This window comes from Pseudomonas sp. MF5691, assembly GCF_016405645.1.
Lineage (GTDB): Bacteria > Pseudomonadota > Gammaproteobacteria > Pseudomonadales > Pseudomonadaceae > Aquipseudomonas > Aquipseudomonas shahriarae.
Map to the genome: position 1 here is coordinate 66,352 of NZ_JAEKDC010000006.1, position 22,830 is coordinate 89,181.

The window sequence follows — 22,830 nt, forward strand, 5'->3', positions numbered from 1 at the left end:
GCACGCACCCGCGTGTCTCCCACGGGCGCCGCAAGCTTCGATCTGCACGCGGCGGCCCGGTAAACCACCGGTTTGAGAGCCCAAGTACCCGTGGCCTGATATGGTTCTCCACCGGGTTGTAGTCGATGGGGACGGCCTCGTCTTCCGGGTAGCGCGTCAGCGCTACCCAGCGTTTAAGTCTGTAACCCAGGGTGTTGGCCGTTGCTGATCCATTGGGCATCTGATCGAGGCTAGGCGAGAAAGTCATGCCGCAGGTTGTGCCAGAGTAGGAGTCGATCAGCGGCGATAAGCTGATACCGGCATAAGTTTGCCGGTATCTCTTTTACTGCCGCATCAGGAGAATCCAGTCACCGCATGGGGTACATATGGGGCCTCAAGGCGTTTGACTTCCTCTTCGCTCAGTACCAACTCCAGCGCAGCGATTGCGTCGTCAAGTTGGGTTGCTTTAGAGGCGCCAACGATAGGTGCTGAGACGCCACGCTTGGCTAACACCCATGCCAACGCAATTTGCGCCATAGGCACGCCTCGTTCCCCAGCAATCTGCTCAACAATGTCAATCACCCGACCGTCTTCGACTTCAGTAGCCTGGTAAAACGACTGCCCTGAGAGATCGGTTTTGGTGCGCTCGGTCTGCTGGCCGTATGGTCTGGTCAGCCTGCCGCGTGCCATCGGACTCCATGGCATCAACCCCACGCCCTGATCGAGGCAGAGTGGGATCATTTCCCGCTCTTCTTCTCGATACACCAGGTTCAGATAGTTCTGCATGGACACAAACTTGCTCCATCCGTTTGCCATGGCGACCTGCTGTGCTTTAGCGAACTGCCATGCATACATGGATGAGGCGCCGATGTACCTGGCTTTGCCTGCTTTGACGATGTCATGCAGGGCCTCCATCGTTTCTTCGATAGGCGTGTCGTAGTCCCAACGATGAATCTGGTACAGGTCGATGTAGTCGGTGCCCAAGCGAATCAGGCTCGCATCAACGCCGGCCATGATGGCTTTACGAGAAAGACCTTTCTCGTTTGGCTTTGCGGAGCCTTCCCATTCCCTCATGTTTGCCGGGAAAAATACCTTCGTGGCGATTACGGTCTCTTCTCGACGTGTGAACTCCTTCAGCAGCTTGCCAACGATAATTTCCGACGTTCCAGCGGAGTAGCTGTTTGCTGTGTCAAAAAAGTTGATCCCTTGCTCCACTGCGTGCTTGATGATCGGTCGGCTTGCTTCCTCACCCAATGTCCAGGGATGCATGCCAGCATCAGGATCACCGAAGGTCATGCATCCAAGGCACAGTCTGGAAACATCAAGGCCCGTGCTACCAAGTTTCACGTACTTCATAAATCCTCCATCAAAACTTCGATTGGGTGGGTAGTTGCATTCGCAGCCCTCAACGCAAAAACCGAGTAAGTTCGGTTTCTATGTCATTGCGTGTTTAGTCTTTGAAATCGGTCGAGATAGACAGCTCTTTCCATTCGAGCAACTCAGCTTCAACCAAACGATTCTTCTCGCCAACGATGGCTACCGTGTCACTACCCATCGCCAAACGCTGTGGAGGGTTAGGTGCATTGACCAGCGTCAACATGGCTTCTGCAAACTTCAATGGATCACCGGGCTGCGCGTGGTTAGCGCCCTCAGCAAACTGCCGCATTTTACCGACCGTCTCATCGTAGTCAGACAGCTCCAGCGCGGTCTTGATCAACGACTGCTCATCAAGAAAGTCGGTGCGGAAGAAACCGGGCTCAACGACCGTCACTCGAATTCCCAGAGGTGCCAATTCCTGATGCAGTCCCTCGGTAATGCCTTCCACAGCAAACTTGGTGGAGCAGTACACACCCCAACCGATAAACGACTGATATCCGCCTACAGAGGAAATATTGATGATGTGCCCGCTACGTTGCCGACGCAGGTGCGGCAGAACAGCGCGCGTCACGTTGAGCACACCGAAGACGTTTGTGGCGAACAGGCGTTCCGTCTCTTCAGCACTGGTTTCTTCAACGGCGCCCAACACGCCAAAGCCGGCGTTGTTGACGACCACGTCGATCTGGCCAAATCGCTTGATACCTTCGGCAACAGCCTGATGTGCTTCTTCTTCACTGGTTACGTCCAGGCGTACAGCCAACAGATTCGGGTGATCTCCCAAGCGACTGGTAATGTCTTGAGGCTTGCGAGCGGTAGCGATGACTGCATCACCAGCACGCAGAGCTTGTTCTGCGATGAGTGTGCCAAAACCACGAGAAGCGCCTGTAATGAACCAAGTACGCATATCAACTCCTCCTGCCAGTAGCCCGTGCGGCATTGCCGTGCCTTACTGATAAGTTGACGCAACTTTAAATGTGCATTACTGATGTGTTAATACCATGAAGGTTACTTGACTCTGTGAAAGCGGCTCACAAATGAAATCTCCATCTCCCGCCGATTTATCGATCTTTTTGAGCATCGCTCAGCATCTAAACCTGAGTAGAGCGGCGATAGATCTTGGCCTTACCCCCTCAGCATTGAGCCATTCGCTGCGAGTACTGGAGAGTCGTCTCGGCGTGCGCTTATTCAATCGGACGACTCGTAGCGTCGCCCTTACGGAGGCGGGGGAGCGGCTGTACATTCGTTTGCGGCCTGCGTTTCGAGATATCGATGATGCCCTTGAAGATCTCAATAGCTTTCGTGACAAGCCTTCTGGCAGTTTGCGCATCACCGCAGGACGCCAAGCTTGCGAATTGGTGCTGCTCCCAATTGTTAGCCCGTTTCTCCAGCAGTACCCGGATATCAGAGTAGAGATTGTCGAAAGTGATGCGTTTGTAGACGTAGTAGCTGGAGGGTTTGATGCTGGGGTGCGCTTCGGTAATCGTCTAGAAGCAGACATGGTTTCTCTGGCTATTGGGCCCAACATGCGGTCAATTGTTGTGGGGGCACCTTCGCTTTTCGAACGCCATGCTGCGCCGCAAAAACCCGAGGATTTGCATCGGCTCCCCTGTATTCGCCATCGATTTCCCAGTGGCTCGATTTATCGCTGGGAATTCGAGCGGGGGGGAATCGCCCAAGAAATCGAAGTTAACGGTCCACTCACTCTGGGTGACGTCAGCCTTATGCTCGGACCAGCCATAGATGGGCTGGGGTTGGCTTATGTCTTTGAAGGCATGGTGACTGAGTATTTAGCAGATGGGAGACTGAAACAGGTCTTAGCCGATTGGTGCCCATACTATCCAGGGTTGCACTTGTACTACCCTGGCCGGCGACATACTCCCGCTCCGCTAAAGGCATTTATTGAATTCACTCGCTCTACCCGCCAGATCAAAAATTTATAGCGTTATTATTTTTTCCAACGACCTCTGTAGTTGGCGTTCCTGGACGGAATTGTCAGGATTTCAGAGGCGCCAGAAGATCGCTTCAAGTCTACAAATTGAGGTGATCGGATAGCGCTCGACGGCGGTTTGGGAGCGGCAGCGTATGACTTTTCCGAGAAGTGGCTGTTGGACTTCAGCCTGGGGCATCCTTTTCAAACCATCCAAAGCATGCCCTCAGATTTGCCCCCAATGTAGCAATCCACTGGAAGTGAATGGATCTCCATGGCCTATGAAAAGCCAGAAATGATCAGCTAAACAGCCTGCCCGACAACGCCTAAAGACTCTCAGGATCGCCAAAAAACATCTGTATCCGCGACCGCAACCAGCGCTCCCCCGGATCATTGTCCTGCGAACCACGCCACGCCATATGCAATTCAAAACTGCGCACAGGCAACGGCGGGTCTTCAGCACGCAGGCCGCCTGCGGCGGTCAGGGCTTCGGCGGTGTAGTCGGGCACGGTTGCGAGGATGTCGGTGCCCGCCAGCAGGGTGCCCAGGCCGTTGAATTGCGGGACGGCCAGCACCACATGGCGCTTGCGATCGAGTTTTTCCAACTCTTCATCAATAAACCCGCTGAGGTCGCCGGCAAACGAGACCAGGGCGTGGGGGCGGGCGCAGAAGTCGTCCAGGCTCAGGGAGCCGGGCACGCTGTCGGCGCGCAGCAGTTTGGGCAGGCTGCGGCGCAGCAGCTTGCGTTTGGCGTTGGCCGGCAGGTCGGCGGTGTAGCTGACGCCGATGGAGATTTCCCCGGAAGCCAGCAGGCCTGGCATCAGGATGTAATTGACGCGGCGGATCACCAGCACAATGCCCGGCGCTTCGGCGCGCAGGCGCTTGAGCAGGGGGGGCAGCAAGGCGAACTCGACATCGTCCGACAGGCCGATGCGAAACACTGCGGTGCTGGTGGCCGGATCGAATTCGGCGGCGCGGCTGACGGCGGTGGAAATCGAATCCAGGGCCGGCGAGAGCAGGGCGAAAATCTCCACCGCCCGGGCCGAGGGTTCCATGCTGCGCCCGGTGCGCACGAACAGCGGATCATCGAACAACCCGCGCAGGCGCGACAAGGCGGCGCTGATGGCCGGCTGGCCGAGGAACAACTTCTCGGCAGCGCGGGTCACACTGCGCTCATGCATCAAGGTTTCGAATACGATCAACAGGTTCAGGTCGACACGACGCAGGTCGTTACGGTTCATCTTGTGTCCTGGCAGATTCAGCGAACTTGACGTGAGCGGCCACATGATAACAATGGCCGGCATGAATCTTACGGGGAAAGGCTGGTACTCTGCACCGGCTAATTCAGATTTCCTACGCTGCCTGGGGTATTTTCCGAGGTGGCGGAATCAATGACAGACATGACGACTATTAATGGCGACTGGTGGCCTTGCCCCGAAAGCCCAGATAAAGTTCATGGCATTAGAGGTTACTTTGGCGAGGTTTGCGATGTCCCGCACGATCCGTTTTCACAAGTTTGGTCCGGCCGAGGTGCTCAAGTGCGAAGAGCATGAAGCCACGTTGCCCGCACCGGGCGAAGTGCAGGTGCGTGTCGAAGCGATTGGCATCAGCTGGTACGACATTCTCTGGCGGCAGAACCTGGCGTCTTCCCATGCGCGCTTGCCGTCGGGCCTTGGCCATGAAATGGCCGGTGTGGTGGTGGCGGTGGGCGAGGGCGTTGAAGACCTGGCCATTGGCGACAAGGTTGCCAGTTTTCCGGCCGAAAGCCCGAATGACTATCCAGTGTATGGCGAACTGATTGTCCTGCCCCGTTCAGCCCTGACCCGTTACCCGGATGTCTTGAGCCCGGTGCAGGCCAGCGTGCATTACACACCGTTGTTGATTGCCTACTTTGCCTATGTCGACCTGGCGCGGGTCAAGCCCGGGCAATTCGCCCTGGTCACGGATGCCAGCCATTGTGCCGGGCCTTCGTTCGTACAATTGGGCAAGGCCCTGGGGGCGCGGGTGATTGCCGCCACCAAGTCGCCGGACGAGCGTGAATACCTGCTGTCCCTGGGCGCGGAAAAGGTCATCGTCACTGAAGAGCAGGACTTGCTGATGCAAATCAACAAGTTCACCGAGGGACGCGGCGTGGATGTGGTGTTTGACGGCCTCGGTGGCCCCCAGATGTCGCTGTTGGGCGATGTGCTCGCACCCCGTGGCAGCCTGGTGTTGTATGGCTTGCAAGGTGGTAACCAGACCCCGTTCCCGGCCTGTGCCGCGTTCCAGAAAAACATCCAGTTCTTTGTGCACTGCATCGGCAACTTCACTGGCAAGCCGGAGTTGGGCATTGCCCAGGACCAGGCCGCATTGCAACGGGCCCTGCGCGAGATCAACCAGTTGACCGCCGACGGCATGCTGGTGCCGCTCAAGACCCGAGTGTTTGCGTTCAGCCAGTTCGTCGAAGCCCATCGCTATATGGACGAATGCCCATGTCGCGAGCGGGTGGCGTTGCAGGTTGAAGCCGTTTGATCTGTGGGAATGTTCGTAAACGGACATTTCGCCGGTGTTTGCCATGGGGCAAATACGCCATTTAGAAGGACAGGATCTCCGCGCCTGCTGAATCTGCCGCCGGGATTCTTCCCCTGCAAAACCTGCCTTTAATGCCGCCGCTGCCCTGAATCCCAGAGCAGCGGCGTTTTACATGGGCACTGCGGTAAACACCGGCTCGCCAAACTGCACTGGTTTTCGCGCCGAGTCTGTATCTTTTAATCATCAAACAAGCGCTGATAATTGCCCAGTCACTTTCATCTCAAGGACTGAGCAATGATTGCAGAAATCAAATCCAAACAGCGGTTCGCTGTAACTAACAAGTCGTCTTGTATACCGGCTCAAGGACGTTGGCCTGTAGAGAGAGGCTTAAAGTGCGCGCGAACTGAATCCCGACCTTGCCCTGCACTGCATATGTCAGATCATTCTTTAATGTTTGAGTTAAAGACTAGTAGGAAGTTGTAAGACCGTTCCTAAGGCGGTCATTGGGCCGCTGTAGGGGCTTTCTTCAGCAGGTGGTCGCATCTTCGTCGGGATGTTCCAACTGGCGTTTTGTTGTGCGGTGCTAACATTTAGCTATCAGCTTTAATCGCAACAGACGTCAACTCTAAGCAAACAGCAGGTCGGACAGGCACGCGCAACTGCTTGCTCGGAACTGACAGTTAACCTCAGGTAGTAAAGCTATGAGCGCTATTCACGAACAAGCCATGAATTATGTTTACCAGCAGGTATTGCAACGGTTGCAGGGCTACTTCTCGCGAGCGGAGCGCACCGCACTTCAGTTATTGATTCAGCGGTTGATTGTAGCGGCAGGTGGCATCGAGCAGATCGGCGACTACAAAGTACTGGTCACCCACGGGGGCGGCAAAGGCAGCAGTTACGCACTGGCCTTCTTGCGCGCCGCCCAATTGACCATCGCCGGCCGGGCGCCGAGGAGTTTTCAATTGCGAGTCGCCACCCTGCGCCATACCGGGATGACGCAAGCGGCGCTGGACAGCATTCATCGGGGCTACAGTGCGTTGTTTTTCCACGACGACCCCAGGGTCGAGCTGCTGATGGTGGAAAACCAGGAAGTTCTGCCCTTCAACCACCTGCGCCCCGCTTCAGCAGCGGGCCAGGATATCGGCCGGCGCAACATGTTGATGATCGGGCATAAGCGTTCAGGGGATATCCGCGCCAGCGTGTGCAACGACAGATACTTGTCCCTGGGGGATTTCTATCGCCGTATCACGGCATGGGACGGTGGGGTGCACGCCCTGGTCAGCAGTGATTCGCCGCGCCAGCAGAACCAATACCTGGCGTGGCTGTTCAGGACCACCCGCGCTGCAGGCATGAAAGGCCACGCCGGCCAGCCACTGGCGCTCAATGCCCTGTTTTGCCGGATGGATGATTGCAGCGCCGGCTATTACCGCGATGTCTATGGCGAACATTACGCGTCGGAGGATAACGCTTCCAAAGAGGTGCATCGTCACCTGACCTATATCGGCGTCGCCGATCTGTTACGCGCGGCCGGGCAGGATTTCACGGCACTGCTTAACGATTTTATGGGTTACAAACAGGATGAATTCGCCTTTCAGTTCAGCACCCCGGCTTACGCCAACCCCTTGCTGATGGCGCATATGCATGGCCTGCAGGCCGAAGTGCTGCTGGGCCTTGATTATCGAGAGGGCGTCACGCGCTTTATCGAACACGCCAGCGGCTTTATGCGCCGTAAAAAAATCCCCGAATTGCTGATTGCCCAAGCCGGCACCAAGGATGGGCGCATGCTGGCGGCGACCTACGCCCGCGAGTTCTTTGGCCTGGAGGAGAGCCAACTGGTGTGCCTGTTGTTTTCACCGTTTATCCAGCAAGGACAGCGGCTGGAAGCCTTCTTGCGTCGCTGTCACCCGGGCATGCTGGTGGTGCTGCCCGAACTGCACAAAGCCCTTGAGGGCAAGGCGTCGGCAGAGCTGATCCAGCATTGGATGGTCGATACCAGCGGTTTGCCCCTGGCGCTTTTGCAGCATTTGTACGGCACCCATGTCGCGGCCAATGCGGCCTGTATCAATGTCGAGGAGCCGGCCACAGGACCGTGCGGCGTAACAGGGTACTGAGGGTGGTTGCGCGACGGCAGCCGTTGCTCGGGCAGGAATCCTCATGAGGGACGATAAACAGGCAGACTTCGCCTATCAGGCGGTGTATCGCTACATGATCAACCTGATCAATGAAGTGGGCACCGAGGGCCGGGTCAAGCTGCCGTCCTTGCGACACCTGGCAGAGCGGTTGAATGTGTCGATTTCCACCATTCAGTACGCCTACTCGCTCCTGGAAAAGGAGGGCAGGGTGTACTCGGTAGCCAAGTCCGGCTACTACGCCTTGCCCATTGCCGGTAGCACTGCGTGCTGTACCACGGGGGATTTGCTGGAACGCTTGTATGTAGGGGCACGCAGGCCGGGGATGTTGGTACTCAGTGCCGATGAGCCGGCACAGCTGTTGTCCCTGGACGCGCCGCTGCTGCAACTGGAGCGTGAACTGGTGCGCCAGTATCCGCGCCAGTTGCAACCCTATTCCCAGCCGTGTGGTATCTGGGAACTGCGTGCGGCACTGGCGGCGCGCTATACCCGTTCGCCCACACGTTGCTGGCAGGCGGATGACGTGTACATCGGCGCGGACCTGCGAGGTGTCCTGGCCATTCTGATCGAAGTGCTGGCGCTCAAAGGGGCGGCGGTGTTGGTGGAGTCGCCATGTGACTGGCTTATCCTGCGCCTGTTGCAAGATGCCGGAGTGCGTGTGATCGAGTGGCCATGCAACGAGCAGGGCAGGCTCGATCCTGCGTATCTGGAGCAGCAACTGCGGACCGAGGGGGTGCAACTGGCGCTGCTGTCCTCGACTCCAGGCCTTGCCACGGGCAACGCCTTGAGTGTGGCGGATCAGGCGCAGGTGGCCAGGTTACTGGAGCAATATGACTGCTGGCTGCTGGAAAACGACACCCATGGCGGGCTGGCGTTTGAGGCGTGCACCCGCTACCTGCGGGACCTGGTGAACCCCGAGCGGCTGATGGTGTTTTCCAGTTTCGAGAAAGCCATGGGCCCGGAGGCGCCCTATGGTTATCTACTCTCGCGGCACCTGAGCACGCCCTTGCAGCGTCAGTTCCTGTTGCGTGCGTTTCGTTTATCGTCCATTCGCCAGCGTGCGATTGCCCGGCTTTACCACAGTGGCCGCTTTGACCAGCACTTGGATGATTTGCGCATGGTGCTCAAGGAGCACGCTGCAGCGATGCAGGCACGCCTGGCCCAGCATCTGGGCGAGCGCGTGACGTACCGGACGCCGCAGGCTGGCGCCACCTTCTGGTTGCGTTCGACCGAGGCCGTGGATATGCGCCGGGTGTTCCAGAACATGCTGGCGCGCCAGGTGGTGATCGCCCCGGGCGAGTTGTTCAGCGTGACTGGCCTGTACCAGCAGCACTTTCGCTTGAGCCATGTGGTCAGCACTCATCACAGCCTGGACCTGGTGCTGGAGGAGTTGGCCCAGGCCCTCAGGCAGGGGCAGCACGGATGAATTGGTTTTGTGGGAAATATCACTGATTGTTGTGGGATAGATACCGTCGCGTGGCGGTCGAACACCCAGTAAACTGCATTCCTTTTCCGAATCCTTCTTTTCAGAGGTTTTTGCATGACTCTCAGTCCTTTTGCGGGCAAACCGGCGCCAGCTCAATTGCTGGTGGACATCCCGCGACTGGTGACGGCCTATTACACCGGCCAGCCCGATGCAGCGATCTCCACTCAGCGCGTGGCTTTCGGTACGTCCGGGCACCGTGGCAGTTCTTTTGACTTGAGCTTCAACGAATGGCACGTACTGGCCATCAGCCAGGCCATTTGCCTGTACCGCGAGGCGCAAGGCATCAATGGCCCGCTGTTTGTCGGCCTCGACACCCACGCGCTGTCCACGCCGGCCGGCGCCAGCGCCCTGGAAGTGCTGGCCGCCAACGGTGTGCATGTGATGCTTGCCGAAGGCGATGAATACACGCCGACCCCGGCGATTTCCCACGCCATCCTCTGCTACAACCGTGGCCGCACCAGCGGGCTGGCCGACGGCATTGTCATCACGCCCTCCCATAACCCGCCCCAGAGCGGCGGCTACAAGTACAACCCGCCCAACGGCGGCCCGGCCGATACCCACGTCACCAAATGGATCGAGGCCAAGGCCAACGAACTGCTGGCGGCCAAGCTGGCCGGGGTCAAGCGCATCACCCACGCGCAGGCGCTGAAAGCCGACACCACCCATCGCCATGACTACCTCAACACCTATGTGGCCGATCTGGTGAATGTCATCGACATGGACGCCATCCGCAGCGCCGATCTGCGCCTGGGCGTGGACCCGCTGGGTGGAGCAGGGGTGCGCTACTGGTCGGCCATCGCCGAGCATTACCGTCTGAACCTGGACGTGGTGAATACCGAAGTCGACCCGACCTTCCGTTTCATGAGCGTGGATTGGGATGGCCAGATCCGCATGGACCCGTCCTCCAGCTACGCGATGCAAGGCCTGATCGGCCTTAAAGAACGCTTCGATGTAGCGTTTGCCTGCGACCCCGACCACGACCGCCACGGCATCGTCACTCCGTCGGGCGGGCTGTTGGCGCCGAACAACTACCTGGCGGTGTCGATCGACTACCTGTTCCAGAACCGTCCCCAATGGCGGGCGGATGCTGCCGTGGGTAAAACCGTGGTCAGCAGCGGTTTGATCGACCGCGTGGCCGCACGCATCGGCCGCCGCCTGTACGAAGTGCCGGTAGGCTTCAAATGGTTTGCTGACGGCCTGTTCGACGGTTCCCTGGGCTTTGGCGGCGAAGAAAGCGCTGGGGCCTCGTTCCTGCGCAAGGACGGCAGCGTGTGGAGTACTGACAAGGACGGTCTGATCCCGGCCTTGCTGGCCGCAGAAATGACCTCGCGCAAAGGCCAGGACCCCAGCCAGATCTACCGTGGCCTGACCGACGCCCTGGGCGAGCCGTTCGCCATTCGGGTGGATGCCAAGGCCACGCCGGCGCAGAAGGCGCTGCTGGGCAAACTGGCACCGGAGCAGGTCACGTCCACGCAATTGGCCGGGGAGAGCATCCAGCAGATCCTCAGCCATGCGCCGGGGAATGACCAGGCGATTGGCGGGCTGAAAGTCATGACCGAAAACGGCTGGTTTGCCGCACGGCCGTCGGGCACAGAGGATATCTACAAGATCTACGCCGAGAGCTTTGTTGGCGAAGATCACCTCAAGCGCCTGGTGGAAGAGGCTCAGGTGTTGGTGGATGGCGCCATCACCCCGAACTGACACACAGTTGTAAAAAATGTGGGAGCGGGCGTGCTCGCGATGGCGGTGGATCAGTCAATACATGTGTGACTGACCCATCGTCATCGCGGGCAAGCCCGCTCCCACATTGGTTTTTGAGTCTGGCTCGAGATCAGGCCAGGTCCACCAGCACCACTTCGCTGTCTTCGACCGCCGTCACCCGCAACACCCGCTCATCCTGCACCGCAATGCCGTCACGCGCCTGCGCTCGCAGACCATTAACCTCGATCACCCCGGTCGCCGGCACCAGGTACGCCCGGCGGCCTGCATCCAGGTGATACTCGGCACTTTCCCCAGCCTTCAGATTGGCCGCCACCAGGCGTGCGTCGGCACGGATCCGCAGGCTTTCATGGTCACCGTGCTTGCCGCTGGCCAAGGTCACGAACCCTTCGCGCTCACCCTTGGGAAAAGGTTTGGCGCCCCAGGAAGGGGGCAAGCCCGCTTCATTGGGAATGATCCAGATCTGGAAAATCTTGGTCGCCGTGGCTTCAAGGTTGTATTCGCTATGGGCGATCCCGGTACCGGCGCTCATCACCTGCACGTCGCCCGCCTCGGTGCGGCCCTTGTTGCCCAGGTTGTCGGCGTGGCTGATGGCACCTTCACGCACATAGGTGATGATTTCCATGTCCCGGTGCGGATGCTGCGGGAAGCCGGTGCCCGGCGCGATGATGTCGTCGTTCCACACCCGCAGGTTGCCCCAATGCATACGTTGCGGGTCATGGTACTCGGCGAACGAGAAGTGGTGATGAGCATCCAGCCAACCGTGATTGGCGCCGCCCAGGGAGGTAAAAGGTCGAAGTTCAAGCATGATCGTCTCCTGTTGATGGGCCTATCATCCGCCAGGGCATCATCGACAAAAAGCGTAAAAAATGCCTGATTCTTATCAGATTATTCGATTGTTTGTTCAGTCCCAAAACTAGACCCCAGCTTCAGTTAATCGCCTAACTGCATGAAGCCAAAGCAATTGGCTGGAACTGTCGGGGGATTCCGGCGACCATAGGGGCTCTGTTCGCTCAAGCCCCCGCAGGAGTCCGCGTGCCGCAACACACCCCCGATCTGCCTCCCGAACTGCGCCCCCTGGCGCAAATGCCGCTGTTCAAACGCCTGGCTGCGCGGCTGTTTGGCCACGGGTTGACGCGCCTGCGGGCCCAGCATCGTTTTTCGTGGTTGCACGGCCAGGCCGATGGCTTTCGCAGCGGGCATGAGGCCGGCGTGGAGTACGGCTATCAGGAAGGCCGGCGCGATGGCATCGAAGAGGGGCGTCAGGTTCTGTTGATTCGCGACTTCCGTAGCGATGAGCACCGCGCCCCGGGCGTGGACGACAGCCTGTTCGACGATTGGCGCCTGCCACTGACCGCCGAATTGAAAAAACGCATCAAAGCCGATGTGGCGCGCCTGCTGCCGGCCCATGCGCAGCCCAGCACGGCGCAGTGGAAGATGATCTTCAGTGATACCCCTTCAACTTCGGTGATTGCCGGGGCCGGGGCTGGCAAATCTACCTCGCTGGTCCTGCGGATCCTGCTGTTGACCCATTACCTGGGCTTTGAGCTGAGCGCCATGACCGTGGTGACCTTCACCCGCGAGTCGCGCCAGGACTTTATCCGCAAGCTCATGGAGATTCTCCACCTGTGGGGCCAACCCCTTGCTTTGAAAGAAGCCCAGGCGGTAGTGCGGACCTTTCACTCGCGCATCCTGCCCATGGTTCGCAGCCTTCCGGGCTTTGAGCGGTTGCAGGCCTTCGAAAACCTGCGCAGCGGCCTCTACGATGACGAGGCCGACAGCAACCCCTTCGACCTGCGCATCAACGATGCCCAGCGCCAGCAGCTCAATGCCTGCTACCACGGCCTCTACGGCCGGCATGCACGTTTTCGCGAGTTGATTGCACCGATGGCCCGCCATGCCTTGCAGCTCAAGGAGCTGGAGCGCGACCACCCGGATGTGCAAAAACGCGTGGCCGTCACCGAGTTGGCGGCCAAGCGCGATGAAGAATTGTGCGATGTGATCGAGGATCTGTGGTTCCGGGCCGGCGCATGGCCGATCAAGGGCATCGAGCCGAACCGCCAGCGTGTTGAAATCAATGGTGCGTCGTTCCATTGCCATGGCTACAGCGCCGAGCTGGATGCCTGGGTAGTGCTGGGTTTCGACGCCAGGGAAAACCCACAGATCGCCCGCTCTGGGGCTAAGCTGTCGGTGCGGGCTGAATGGGCGGTCAAGCGCACCCTGTTTCAAGCATTCTGCCGCAAGCCATTGATTTGGCTGGATAATTACGAATCATCCAGGCGCCTGTTGAGCAGCCTGGCGGGGGATGCCAGCTCCGGCCCCGGGTTTGATTACAAGGTCAAGGGTGAGTTGGCTTCAGCGCCATTGCTGGACTGTTTCGTGAGCGCCGCCGGCTTTATCGAGAACCTCGGCCTGGACGTGCCCACGGCGGTGGGCCAGATGAGCTTTGCCAAGGATGACCCGGACCGCGGCTTCTTCGAGGCCCTGAGTATTTTCTGGAAGGCCCTGGAAGATCATCTGCTGGACCAGTCGCCGCCGATCATGACCTACAACCGCATGTTTTCGCTGTTTGGCGAGAACACGCCAGAAAACCTCAAGCTGCTCAGCGACGGGCTGTTGCGCCCGCTGTCGCACTTGATGATCGACGAATTCCAGGATGTCTCGCCACAGATCGTGTCGTGGATCCGCGCCAGCCTGCGCGAGATCCGCAGCCGTGGGCCGGCGCTGCATGTGGGGCGCGCGGCCCAGCATTCTTCGCTGCTCTGTGTCGGTGATGACTGGCAGTCGATCTATGGCTGGCGCGGCAGTTCGCCCAAGTACTTCATGGAGTTCAACAAGGAGTTCCCGTCGCCGACCACCACGCGGGTGATGCTCGGGGAGAACTTCCGCAGTCATCAGCACATCATTGATGCGGCCGAACATATCGTTAAAGCCGCACCGGCAATCAGCGGCAAGAAGGCCAAGGCCAGCGGCGCAGCCAGGGCGCTGGTGCCGGTACAGGTGCTGGATCGTGACGAGGCGGGCCTGGCGCAGCAGTTGCTGGCGCACTATCAACGGGGCGAATCGGTATTGATGCTGTATCGAAAAAGCAGCGATAAGCTATTGATTCAGGAGCATATTCGGTCTGTAGTTAACCTTGATTCTAGCTTGCCGCCGGGCATGCGCCGCTTTAAGCAACTGACCTACCACAGCGCCAAGGGGCTGCAGGCGGATGCCGTGTTTTTGCTTGGCGACTGCCAGCACCTGACCCGTTCGCCTTACAAGAACCAGGTGTACCGCATGGCCGGCCTTGGCAAGGACGGGGATGCCGAGCCTTACGACAATGCGCAAAAAGACGAAGTGCTGCGCCTGGCCTATGTCGGGATTACCCGGGCGGTGAGCCATTGCTATTGGTATGTCGAAGGGCAGGATGGCCAGGTGGGGCATGCGCCCAGGGCGTCGGATCGGGTGGCGGGGGGCAAGGCGTTCTTTGATGATCGCCGCGCCATTAAAGCGCAATAAATCAAATGTGGGAGCTGTCTCGCCGGGCGGGACAGCTCCCACACCCTTCAGGCCTGCAGCAACTTTGGCCGCACAAACGATTCCAGCTCAGCCTCGATCGCTTCGATAATCCGCTCCACATCCGTGGCATTCATCACCGTGGCGCAGGGAATGCCAGCGATGGCAATCAGGGTTTCACCACTCTCTCGGTCAAACAGGCGCGCAATCAGGCTGCCGGGTGCGTCCATGCTGCCTTCAAAACCGACCGGATGAAAATGCCAGCGCATCAACTGACATGCGTTGGGGAACGTCACTTTGTTCATGTGGCCCACCTTGTTCATTGAGCACTTCCTTTAGCTCGCGGCAAGGGTGTCAGAACCATCAATGGTGCTGACTGTGAAGCTTAAAAAATAGCACTCACTTGCAGTGAGCAGCGGAGTTTTTTCTATCCGTTCGGCAGTTGCTTGCAAGAAGTTTGACGTGGGTCATGTCTTACAAATACTTAGGCAAAAGGCCACCACTTAAAACTGTCACGTTGCCATTGAAGCCCTTGGTAAAGTTGTGCAAGCTCCAGGCTTTAGCCGTTTTCGAGCGTTGTATGCCACAGACCGTCCCGGCCGATAGCCCGCAACAGACGCAAGCGACTGCCGAGGTGGTGTTGCGCCATCATCTTTGCTGGAAACACCGGGACCTGGACGGGGTGATGGCGCACTATCACCCGGATATCCAGTACCACGACTTCTTCCAGAACCGCGTGGTGTGCTTCGACCAGTTGCGTGAGTACCTGCAAGCCAGCATGCCCCGCGACCCCGACGAAGGCATTGAACACACCGACCGCATTCGCACCGACGGCGATACCGCCTTTATCCAGTATCGCGTGACCTTGCGTGGCGGCCAGGGCCTGGTGTCGTTTCGCACCAGTGAGGCGATCACCGTGCGTGACGGGCTGATCTGGTGCGTCAACGAATACGCGTCCCTGGTGCACGAGCCCGCCACCAGCCGCTCCCAGTCCCAGGCTACGCGGCCGACCGTCAGCCGCCTGGGCCTGTCGCCCCAGCAACTGAGTTACCTGGCCAACGATCTGCAGCAGTACTTCCAGCGCCAGCAACCCTATCTCGACCCGGAACTGGACCTGCAGCGGGTGGCCAAGGAATGTGGTTACAGCCGCAACCAGATTTCCTATCTGCTCAACCAGGTGCTGGGGCAGAGCTTCTACCGCTACGTCAACCAGGCCCGCCTGCAGCATTTACTGGCGGCGCTGGACGGCGCCACGCCGCCGATCCGTATCGACGAGCTGGCGTTTGCCGCCGGTTTCAATTCCTTGTCGGCGTTTTACAGCTGTTTCCGCCAGCACACTGGCTTGTCGCCCAAGGCCTACGTCAAACAAATTTCCCTGCGTGCACGCGCGCAAGACGACGACTGAAGCCAGGCACTAGGATCACGCCATCGACGTTTGGTGGTGGAGTTCGGCATGCCGGCATGGCGCAAGATCAGTTTATGGATGGACCAGCTGCAAGAGCCGCTGGAGGCGCGTGCGTCCCTCGGGCAGGACCTGGATGTCGATGTGGCCATTATTGGCGCCGGCTACACCGGGTTGTGGACCGCCTATTACCTCAAGCGCCACGCGCCGCAGCTCAAGGTGGTGATCATCGAGGCGCAGACCGCCGGTTTTGGCGCTTCCGGGCGCAACGGTGGCTGGCTGATGGGCAATCTGCTGGGCGAAGATCGCTTGCTGGCAGGGCTGCCCGCCGAGCAGCGCCGGGCCTCGTTTGACCTGCTGCACGGCATCCCCGATGAAGTCGGGCAGGTGTTGCAGCGCGAAGGTATCGACTGCGACTACCGCAAAGGCGGGGCGTTGCACTGCGCCGCCCGTTACCCCGAGCAGGAAGCCAGCCTGCGCGAATACCTGGCCAAGCTGCATGGCCAGGGCCTGACCGACGACGACTATCGCTGGCTCAGCCCCGAACAATTGGCCGGGCAGATCCGCATCGCCTCGGCCTATGGTGCGGTCTACACCCCCCACGTCGCGACGATCCACCCGGCCAAGCTGGTGCGCGGGTTGGCGCGGGTGGTCGAGGCCATGGGCGTGGCGATCTACGAGAACAGCCCGGTCACCCACTGGCAGTCCGGCAGCCTGCGCACCGAGCAGGCCCAGGTCCGCGCCTCGTGGGTGGTGCCGGCGGTGGAGGGCTATGCGCCGACGCTCAAGCCCCTGGGCCGCTATCAACTGCCGGTGCAGAGCCTGATCGTCGCCACCGAACCCCTGCCGGCCAGTACCTGGGAGGAAATCGGCCTGAATCAAGGCCAGGCCTTCGGTGAAAGCAGCCGCCAGGTCACCTACGGCCAGCGCACCGCCGATAACCGCCTGGTGTTCGGGGCGCGCGGTGGCTATCAGTTTGCCGGCAAGCTGCGCCACAACTTCGACCTCACCGACAGCGAAGTGGAACTGCGTCGCTACCTGTTCTGCGAGCTGTTCCCGCAACTCAAGCATGTGCGGGTCACCCACTCCTGGGGCGGCAACCTCGGCATGTCGCGGCGTTTCCGGCCGCACATGCTGTGCGACCAACAGCGCGGCATCGCCTTGTCCGGCGGGTATGGCGGGGAGGGCGTGGGCGCCAGCAACCTGGGTGGCCGGACCCTGGCCGACCTGATCCTGGGGCGCGACACGCCGCTGGTCCAGCAGCCATGGGTGTTGCGCGACGGCGGCCTGAGTGCCCTCCGGGGCTGGGAGCCGGAGCCGTGCCGCTGGTTGGGCTACAACGCCATCATTCGCAGTTTTGTCCATGAGGACCAGACCCTGGCCGACCCGAACACCGCGCCCTGGCGGCGCAAGCTGGCCAGTGGGATTGCCGGTTTCATGGAAGGTTTCATGCACTAAGTCGCTTCAATCACCACAGGTATGACCATGAGCATTACCCAATTCAAAGACACCCTTAACCGCCACTTGCCGGACTCAAACCCGGTCGCCGTGCCCCTGGGCACTCCGGTTGCCGTGGCCTCCACCCTCAGCGTAGAGCGCAACGACGGCGTCGAAACCGGTATCTGGGAATGCACCCCCGGCCGCTGGCGGCGCCAGATCGTGGCCCAGGAGTTCTGCCACTTTATCCAGGGCCGCTGCACCTTCACCCCCGATGACGGCGAAACCCTGCATATCGAAGCCGGCGATGCACTGATGTTGCCGGCCAACAGCACGGGCATCTGGGATATCCAGGAGACCGTGCGCAAGACCTATGTGTTGATCCTCTAATCTTTTGATCCTTGATCGCCTGCCATAAAAACAGCCCTATAACCGCCAGGAAATCGAACCATGAGACCCATTGCCCTGTTGCCCTTGATGTTGGTGGCGTCCCTGACCCAGGCCGCCGAGACGGTGAAAATCTACAACTGGTCGAGCTACATCGCGCCGGACACCACCAAGAACTTCCAGAAGGAAACCGGGATCGGTTTCAGCTACGACGTGTACGACAGCAACGAGACCCTGGACGGCAAGTTGATGACCGGTAACTCGGGCTACGACGTGGTGTTCCCGTCCAACCACTTCATGGCCCGGCAGATCCAGGGCGGGGCCCTGAAAAAGCTCGACAAGAGCCAGTTGCCGAACTGGAAAAACCTCAACCCGGTGCTGCTCAAGGCCCTGCAAACCAACGACCCGGGCAATGAACACGGCTTCCCGTACCTGTGGGGCAGCACCGGCATCGGCTACAACATCGACAAGGTCAAGGCAGTGCTGGGCGACGACGCGCCGGTCAACTCCTGGGACTTGATCTTCAAGCCCGAATACATGGAAAAACTCAGTAAATGCGGGGTGGCGATCCTCGACAACGGCCCGGAACTGCTGCCCATTGCCCTGAATTACCTGGGCTTGCCGCACCACAGCAAGAACCCCGAAGACTATAAAAAGGCCGAGGCGCTGTTGATCAAAGTGCGGCCGTACATTGCCTACTTCCACTCCTCGAAATACACCGGCGACCTGGCCAATGGCGACATCTGCGTGGCAGTGGGTTTTTCGGGTGACGTGCTGCAGGCCGAAAGCCGCGCCAAGGAAGCCAAGAATGGCGTGAAGATCGGCTACAACATCCCCAAGGAAGGCGCCGCGATCTGGTTCGACATGGTCGCCATGCCCGCCGATGCCCCGGATGAGAAGGCCGGCTATGCCTTTATGAACTACCTGCTGCGCCCGGACGTGATGGCCGACATCACCAACTTCGTGCACTACGCCAACGGCAACAGCGCCGCCGACAGCCTGGTAGACCCGTTGATCAAGAGCGACACCAAGGTGTACCCGAGCGAGGAAATGATGGGCAAGCTCTTCGCCCTCGAAGCCATGCCGATGAAGATCGACCGTGTTCGCACGCGGATATGGAACACTATCCGTACCGGGCGCTAAGGCAGCACGCTTAGCCTGGAGGGGGCTGGAGTGTCAGGTTAGATAAATGTGACTGACACACCGCCCGCTCCCACAGGGGGAACTCGGCGAGCAGAGAATTGTGTCCACACCACAAGTCAAATGTGGGAGCTGGCTGGCCTGCGATAGCGGTAGGCCAGTCGACACATCCTTATTTGATCCGCAACTCCCACTTGCCTGCCCTATGGGTTATCCAGGTCATGCCCCAACGACTGGATAAACAACGAAAACAACTCCGGCTGCGACGAGATATCCAGCTTGGCGTACAGGTGCCGGCGATGCACCTTGACCGTGTCCGGCGAGATGCTCAGGCGTTCGGCCATGGCCTTGGATGAGAACCCGCGCAATACCAGGCGGGCGATTTCCAGTTCGCGCTCGGACAACACCCCACTGCCAAAATGGCTCAACGCATCGCGAATCTGGCTGGCCATGGCCTCGCCAGCCGGTGCGCGCCGGGTGCTCTGCTGCCAGTGCTGCTGCATCAATGGCAGCACCCACGCCGCCAGCAGGGTCAGCAGCCCGGTTTCAGGCGCGGTAAATACCCGCTGCATCCCCAGGGACAACGACAAGGTGCCCACCCCCGGCAGTTGCAGGATGAACTGCACCTCATCCTCCAGCACATTGTCGTGAAAGTAATTGAGGAAGTACTCGCTCTGGCGGAAATGGTCCGGCGCCACCTCTTCCAGGCGATACACGCCGCTGGCATAGCCTTCACGGCAGGCCTGAAAGAACGGGTCGAGCAAGTACAAACCATTGAGGTACACCAGCATCGACGCCGGTTTGCTGGTGGGCTGCGCGTCGTACTCCTCCAGCGCCTGGGGCGGGCCATCCAGCGGGTAGAAGATTGCCAGGGCGTTATCGAACGCCAGGTTCTGGTGCAGCAGCAACACCAGTTGCTTCCAGAAACGCTCGGTGCCAATTTGCGACACCGTCCGACCCAGCCCCGCATGCATGCCGATTTCCCTGAACAGGCTCATGTGATGGGTTCCGATGGCTGAAAGATCGGCCAAGGGTTCGGCTTTTGCACGAGCCCGTCAAGGGGAGTACTCCAATAGGGGAATTGGCGGGTGCCGGCGCAGCGCCTAGATTCCCTGGCATTCAGCGGGAAACATATCCCGCACACGCATTCCCTTTTCGTTCCTGCCTCAACCAGCTTTCCAATAAAAAGAATAACCACGAGGATAACGACATGAGCGCAACCCCCGCACCCGATGGCGTGCTGAAACCTACCTTGAGTGTGTTCGATGTGGTGGCCATTACCGTTTCGGCGGTAACTCCGGCCAGTTCCGTATTTGTTATTGCACCGTTCGCGATCCAGCAAGCGGGCAGCGGGGTGTTCCTGGCATTTGTGATGGCTGGGCTACTGGCGCTGATGTTTGCCTTTTGCTACGCGGAACTGGGGCGTGCCCATAACAGTGCCGGTGGCGAATACGTGTACGCCAAGCGCGTGTTTGGCGGCATGGCCGGATACGCGACGTTCCTCACGGTACTGGTGATGCTGCTGTTTATCCCGCCGGTCCTGGCCACCGGCGCCGCGACCTACCTCAATAACGCCCTGGGCACGAAGTTCGATTCACAAACCGTGGCCCTGGTGATTGTGGTGTGCAGTTACGCCCTGGGCATTCTCAATATCAAGCTCAACGCCTGGATCACCGGTACTTGCCTGCTGTTGGAAGTGGCGGCGTTGCTGGTGATTGTGTTTATCGGCTTTGGCAACCCGGTGCAGCCGGCCAGTGTGCTGTTCCAACCGCAGATCGTCGAAAACGGCGTGCTGCACCTGGCGCCCTGGGCCCTGGTGATCGGCGCGGTGGGCATCGGCCTGTTCTCGTTCAACGGCTACGGCCCGGCGGTGCTGCTGGCCGAAGACATGAAGTGCGGCGGCAAGGGCGTGCACAAGGCGGTGCTGTGGTCCCTGGGCCTGGTGGTGGTGATCGAGTTGGTGCCAATCACCGCGCTGTTGATCGGCGCGCCCTCCCTGAGCGAGATGATCAGCAGCCCGGACCCCATCGGCTACCTGCTGACCAGCCATGGTAATAAAACCCTGTCACGCCTGGTCAGCGCCGGGATCTTCCTCTCGGTGTTCAACGCCATCGTTGCCATCGTGATCCAGATCGGCCGGGTGGTGTTCAGCAGCGGCCGCGATGCGCTGTGGACGCCGACCATCAATAAACTCTTCACCCGCATCCACCCGCGCTGGGATTCGCCATGGCTGGCCACGCTGTTCCTGGCGATCCCATCGGCACTGCTCAGCTTCAGCTCCAACCTGGCAGACCTGACGTCCTTCAGCGTGTTGTTGATCATGCTGGTGTACCTGATCGTCGCCCTGAGCGCGCTGATGAGCCGCGTGCTGTTGCGCGACCGCGAGCACCCGTACCGCATGCCCCTGTGGCCGGTGCCGGCACTGCTGGCCGTGGCGGGCGCGGGTTATCTGTTATTTACCTTGTTTAGCGCGGCGTCCATGCGCGACATCATGATTATCATCGGCCTGCTGGCCTTGTCGGTGATCCTGTACTGCATCAGCGGCCGGTCGAGTCCGGCGTTTCAGAAACTGTAAGGAGTGGTTATGCGCGCACGTCAATTGGGCATCACGTTGGGGCTGGGTACGCCCGGCGAATTGAATGCGATTACCGACGTCCCCGGGATTCGGGTCGGCCACAGCACGCTCAAGGAGCAGATCGACGGCAAACAGGTGCGCACCGGGGTCACACTGATCCAGCCGCGGGCTGGTGCAGCCCGGCTGCAGCCGTGTTTTGCCGGGTACCACGTGCTCAACGGCAACGGCGACGCCACCGGCCTTGAGTGGATCGGCGAAGCGGGGCTGCTGACCACGCCCCTGGCGATCACCAACACCCACAGTATCGGCATTGTGCGCGACACCCTGATTGCCCTGGAGCGCGACAGCCTGGCGGACCCGGCGGTGTACTGGTGCATGCCGGTGGTGATGGAAACCTACGACGGCCTGCTCAACGATATCTGGGGCCAGCATATCGGCCCCGAGCATGTGCTGCAGGCCATGGCCAACGCGGAAACCGGCCCGGTACAGGAGGGTGCCGTGGGCGGTGGCACCGGGATGATCTGCCATGAATTCAAGGGCGGCATCGGCAGCGCCTCGCGCAAGCTGGCGGCGGAGCAGGGCGGCTGGACTGTCGGCGTGCTGGTGCAGGCCAACCACGGCAAGCGTCAGGAGCTGCGGGTGGATGGCTACCCGGTGGGGCGGCACCTGATGGAAATCGCCTCGCCATTTGCCGAGCGTGGTACGCCGGGCATGGGCTCCATCGTGGTGATTATCGCCACCGATGCGCCGCTGCTGCCGCACCAGTGCCAGCGCCTGGCGCAACGCGCCTCTATCGGCATTGCCCGCACCGGCGGTGGCACCGAGGACTCCAGTGGTGATCTGTTCCTCGCGTTTGCCACCGGCAACCACGACCTGCCGCCGGCGGATTACGGGCGCAAGGACCTGCCCCTGAGCACAACGCTGAGCATGGTCAATAACGATCATATTTCGCCCTTGTTCAGCGCCGCGGCCGAGGCGGTGGAAGAGGCGATCATCAACGCGATCCTCGCCGGGGAGGACATGACCACCGCCGATGGCGTGCTGGTACCGGGGCTGGAGGGGCAGACGCTGCTGGAGGCCCTGCGCCAAACGGGGTGGCGTGGCTAGTCTTGACCTCGCTATCGCCGGCTTGCCGGTGATAGCGGCCGCAAGCTGTCGATATTTAAACAGTGGCTATTTAATATTTACCAATGACACGGTGGCACTTTAAAAGTGCACCCCACTCAATATATTGGATCCACTTATCACTAAAGTGTGACGTGT

Annotated in this window: 18 protein-coding genes and 1 pseudogene; 12 read left to right on the top strand and 7 right to left on the bottom strand. The window is 59.9% G+C overall.

Features of this window, described 5'->3' with window-relative positions; genetic code table 11:
- Positions 1–37: 37 nt before the first annotated feature.
- From JFT44_RS28880 to JFT44_RS11120, 3 genes and pseudogenes are all read right to left on the bottom strand, one after another.
- Positions 38–220, bottom strand: a pseudogene (locus JFT44_RS28880) (transposase); the annotation flags it as partial.
- A gap of 113 nt (positions 221–333) precedes the next feature.
- Positions 334–1,335 (bottom strand): aldo/keto reductase, encoded by a 1,002-nt coding sequence (locus JFT44_RS11115; protein WP_120733058.1) that lies wholly within the window; start codon positions 1,333–1,335, stop codon positions 334–336.
- A gap of 94 nt (positions 1,336–1,429) precedes the next feature.
- On the bottom strand, positions 1,430–2,260 hold the full coding sequence (locus tag JFT44_RS11120) for an oxidoreductase (RefSeq protein WP_198830646.1): 831 nt from the start codon (positions 2,258–2,260) through the stop codon (positions 1,430–1,432).
- A 130-nt stretch (positions 2,261–2,390) separates the two neighbouring features.
- Here JFT44_RS11120 and JFT44_RS11125 point away from each other — a divergent pair, with 130 nt between their 5' ends.
- The gene (locus JFT44_RS11125; protein WP_120733062.1) at positions 2,391–3,296 is read left to right on the top strand and encodes a LysR family transcriptional regulator; all 906 of its coding nucleotides are present in this window, start codon (positions 2,391–2,393) and stop codon (positions 3,294–3,296) included.
- Positions 3,297–3,609: 313 nt separating this feature from the next.
- On the opposite strand, the gene JFT44_RS11130 is transcribed toward JFT44_RS11125, so the two are convergent.
- Positions 3,610–4,524 carry a LysR family transcriptional regulator gene (locus tag JFT44_RS11130; RefSeq protein WP_057959684.1) on the bottom strand — a complete coding sequence of 305 codons (915 nt, stop codon included), beginning with the start codon at positions 4,522–4,524 and terminating at the stop codon, positions 3,610–3,612.
- 247 nt (positions 4,525–4,771) lie between these two features.
- Here JFT44_RS11130 and JFT44_RS11135 point away from each other — a divergent pair, with 247 nt between their 5' ends.
- From JFT44_RS11135 to pgm, 4 genes are all read left to right on the top strand, one after another.
- Positions 4,772–5,794 (top strand): zinc-dependent alcohol dehydrogenase family protein, encoded by a 1,023-nt coding sequence (locus JFT44_RS11135; protein WP_120733064.1) that lies wholly within the window; start codon positions 4,772–4,774, stop codon positions 5,792–5,794.
- Between the two features lie 701 nt (positions 5,795–6,495).
- Positions 6,496–7,905, top strand: a complete 1,410-nt coding sequence (locus JFT44_RS11140; protein ID WP_169990191.1) for a hypothetical protein — start codon at positions 6,496–6,498, stop codon at positions 7,903–7,905.
- Positions 7,906–7,942: 37 nt separating this feature from the next.
- On the top strand, positions 7,943–9,349 hold the full coding sequence (locus tag JFT44_RS11145) for a PLP-dependent aminotransferase family protein (protein ID WP_120733068.1): 1,407 nt from the start codon (positions 7,943–7,945) through the stop codon (positions 9,347–9,349).
- A gap of 114 nt (positions 9,350–9,463) precedes the next feature.
- Positions 9,464–11,110, top strand: a complete 1,647-nt coding sequence (gene pgm / locus JFT44_RS11150; RefSeq protein WP_057959681.1) for a phosphoglucomutase (alpha-D-glucose-1,6-bisphosphate-dependent) — start codon at positions 9,464–9,466, stop codon at positions 11,108–11,110.
- Between the two features lie 130 nt (positions 11,111–11,240).
- Here pgm and JFT44_RS11155 read toward each other — a convergent pair whose 3' ends face one another.
- Positions 11,241–11,936, bottom strand: coding sequence for a pirin family protein (locus JFT44_RS11155; protein WP_057959680.1), 696 nt, complete (start codon positions 11,934–11,936; stop codon positions 11,241–11,243).
- A 227-nt stretch (positions 11,937–12,163) separates the two neighbouring features.
- Here JFT44_RS11155 and JFT44_RS11160 point away from each other — a divergent pair, with 227 nt between their 5' ends.
- The gene (locus tag JFT44_RS11160) at positions 12,164–14,629 is read left to right on the top strand and encodes a UvrD-helicase domain-containing protein (protein ID WP_169990192.1); all 2,466 of its coding nucleotides are present in this window, start codon (positions 12,164–12,166) and stop codon (positions 14,627–14,629) included.
- Between the two features lie 47 nt (positions 14,630–14,676).
- On the opposite strand, the gene JFT44_RS11165 is transcribed toward JFT44_RS11160, so the two are convergent.
- The gene (locus JFT44_RS11165) at positions 14,677–14,949 is read right to left on the bottom strand and encodes a DUF1652 domain-containing protein (RefSeq protein WP_057438448.1); all 273 of its coding nucleotides are present in this window, start codon (positions 14,947–14,949) and stop codon (positions 14,677–14,679) included.
- Positions 14,950–15,206: 257 nt separating this feature from the next.
- Between JFT44_RS11165 and JFT44_RS11170 the strand changes: the two genes are divergently transcribed.
- Genes JFT44_RS11170 through JFT44_RS11185 form a run of 4 tightly spaced genes read left to right on the top strand, consistent with a single transcriptional unit; the run spans position 15,207 to position 18,995 of the window.
- On the top strand, positions 15,207–16,031 hold the full coding sequence (locus JFT44_RS11170) for an AraC family transcriptional regulator (protein ID WP_186625746.1): 825 nt from the start codon (positions 15,207–15,209) through the stop codon (positions 16,029–16,031).
- A 48-nt stretch (positions 16,032–16,079) separates the two neighbouring features.
- Positions 16,080–17,486, top strand: coding sequence for an FAD-binding oxidoreductase (locus JFT44_RS11175; RefSeq protein ID WP_169990194.1), 1,407 nt, complete (start codon positions 16,080–16,082; stop codon positions 17,484–17,486).
- A 27-nt stretch (positions 17,487–17,513) separates the two neighbouring features.
- Complete coding sequence (locus JFT44_RS11180; protein ID WP_057438450.1) at positions 17,514–17,855, top strand: cupin domain-containing protein; 342 nt, start codon at positions 17,514–17,516, stop codon at positions 17,853–17,855.
- A gap of 60 nt (positions 17,856–17,915) precedes the next feature.
- On the top strand, positions 17,916–18,995 hold the full coding sequence (locus tag JFT44_RS11185) for a polyamine ABC transporter substrate-binding protein (RefSeq protein ID WP_186625748.1): 1,080 nt from the start codon (positions 17,916–17,918) through the stop codon (positions 18,993–18,995).
- A gap of 200 nt (positions 18,996–19,195) precedes the next feature.
- On the opposite strand, the gene JFT44_RS11190 is transcribed toward JFT44_RS11185, so the two are convergent.
- On the bottom strand, positions 19,196–19,990 hold the full coding sequence (locus JFT44_RS11190; RefSeq protein WP_057438452.1) for a helix-turn-helix transcriptional regulator: 795 nt from the start codon (positions 19,988–19,990) through the stop codon (positions 19,196–19,198).
- Positions 19,991–20,202: 212 nt separating this feature from the next.
- On the opposite strand from JFT44_RS11190, the gene JFT44_RS11195 reads away from it, so the two are divergent.
- Together JFT44_RS11195 and JFT44_RS11200 are read left to right on the top strand one after the other, a co-directional pair.
- Positions 20,203–21,567: an APC family permease gene (locus JFT44_RS11195; RefSeq protein ID WP_198830647.1), complete on the top strand. Its 1,365-nt coding sequence runs from the start codon at positions 20,203–20,205 to the stop codon at positions 21,565–21,567.
- Between the two features lie 9 nt (positions 21,568–21,576).
- Positions 21,577–22,674 (top strand): P1 family peptidase, encoded by a 1,098-nt coding sequence (locus JFT44_RS11200; protein WP_057959674.1) that lies wholly within the window; start codon positions 21,577–21,579, stop codon positions 22,672–22,674.
- The last annotated feature ends 156 nt before the right edge of the window (positions 22,675–22,830 follow it).

Bases quoted from the DNA above. Each gene is read 5' to 3' on its own strand.
- JFT44_RS11165 (WP_057438448.1), bottom strand. From the start codon at position 14,949: ATGAACAAGGTGGGCCACATGAACAAAGTGACGTTCCCCAACGCATGT.
- JFT44_RS11135 (WP_120733064.1), top strand. From the start codon at position 4,772: ATGTCCCGCACGATCCGTTTTCACAAGTTTGGTCCGGCCGAGGTGCTC.
- JFT44_RS11170 (WP_186625746.1), top strand. From the start codon at position 15,207: ATGCCACAGACCGTCCCGGCCGATAGCCCGCAACAGACGCAAGCGACT.
- JFT44_RS11190 (WP_057438452.1), bottom strand. From the start codon at position 19,990: ATGAGCCTGTTCAGGGAAATCGGCATGCATGCGGGGCTGGGTCGGACG.
- JFT44_RS11140 (WP_169990191.1), top strand. From the start codon at position 6,496: ATGAGCGCTATTCACGAACAAGCCATGAATTATGTTTACCAGCAGGTA.
- JFT44_RS11180 (WP_057438450.1), top strand. From the start codon at position 17,514: ATGAGCATTACCCAATTCAAAGACACCCTTAACCGCCACTTGCCGGAC.
- JFT44_RS11130 (WP_057959684.1), bottom strand. From the start codon at position 4,524: ATGAACCGTAACGACCTGCGTCGTGTCGACCTGAACCTGTTGATCGTA.
- pgm (WP_057959681.1), top strand. From the start codon at position 9,464: ATGACTCTCAGTCCTTTTGCGGGCAAACCGGCGCCAGCTCAATTGCTG.
- JFT44_RS11175 (WP_169990194.1), top strand. From the start codon at position 16,080: ATGCCGGCATGGCGCAAGATCAGTTTATGGATGGACCAGCTGCAAGAG.
- JFT44_RS11155 (WP_057959680.1), bottom strand. From the start codon at position 11,936: ATGCTTGAACTTCGACCTTTTACCTCCCTGGGCGGCGCCAATCACGGT.
- JFT44_RS11185 (WP_186625748.1), top strand. From the start codon at position 17,916: ATGAGACCCATTGCCCTGTTGCCCTTGATGTTGGTGGCGTCCCTGACC.
- JFT44_RS11125 (WP_120733062.1), top strand. From the start codon at position 2,391: ATGAAATCTCCATCTCCCGCCGATTTATCGATCTTTTTGAGCATCGCT.
- JFT44_RS11120 (WP_198830646.1), bottom strand. From the start codon at position 2,260: ATGCGTACTTGGTTCATTACAGGCGCTTCTCGTGGTTTTGGCACACTC.
- JFT44_RS11200 (WP_057959674.1), top strand. From the start codon at position 21,577: ATGCGCGCACGTCAATTGGGCATCACGTTGGGGCTGGGTACGCCCGGC.
- JFT44_RS11195 (WP_198830647.1), top strand. From the start codon at position 20,203: ATGAGCGCAACCCCCGCACCCGATGGCGTGCTGAAACCTACCTTGAGT.
- JFT44_RS11115 (WP_120733058.1), bottom strand. From the start codon at position 1,335: ATGAAGTACGTGAAACTTGGTAGCACGGGCCTTGATGTTTCCAGACTG.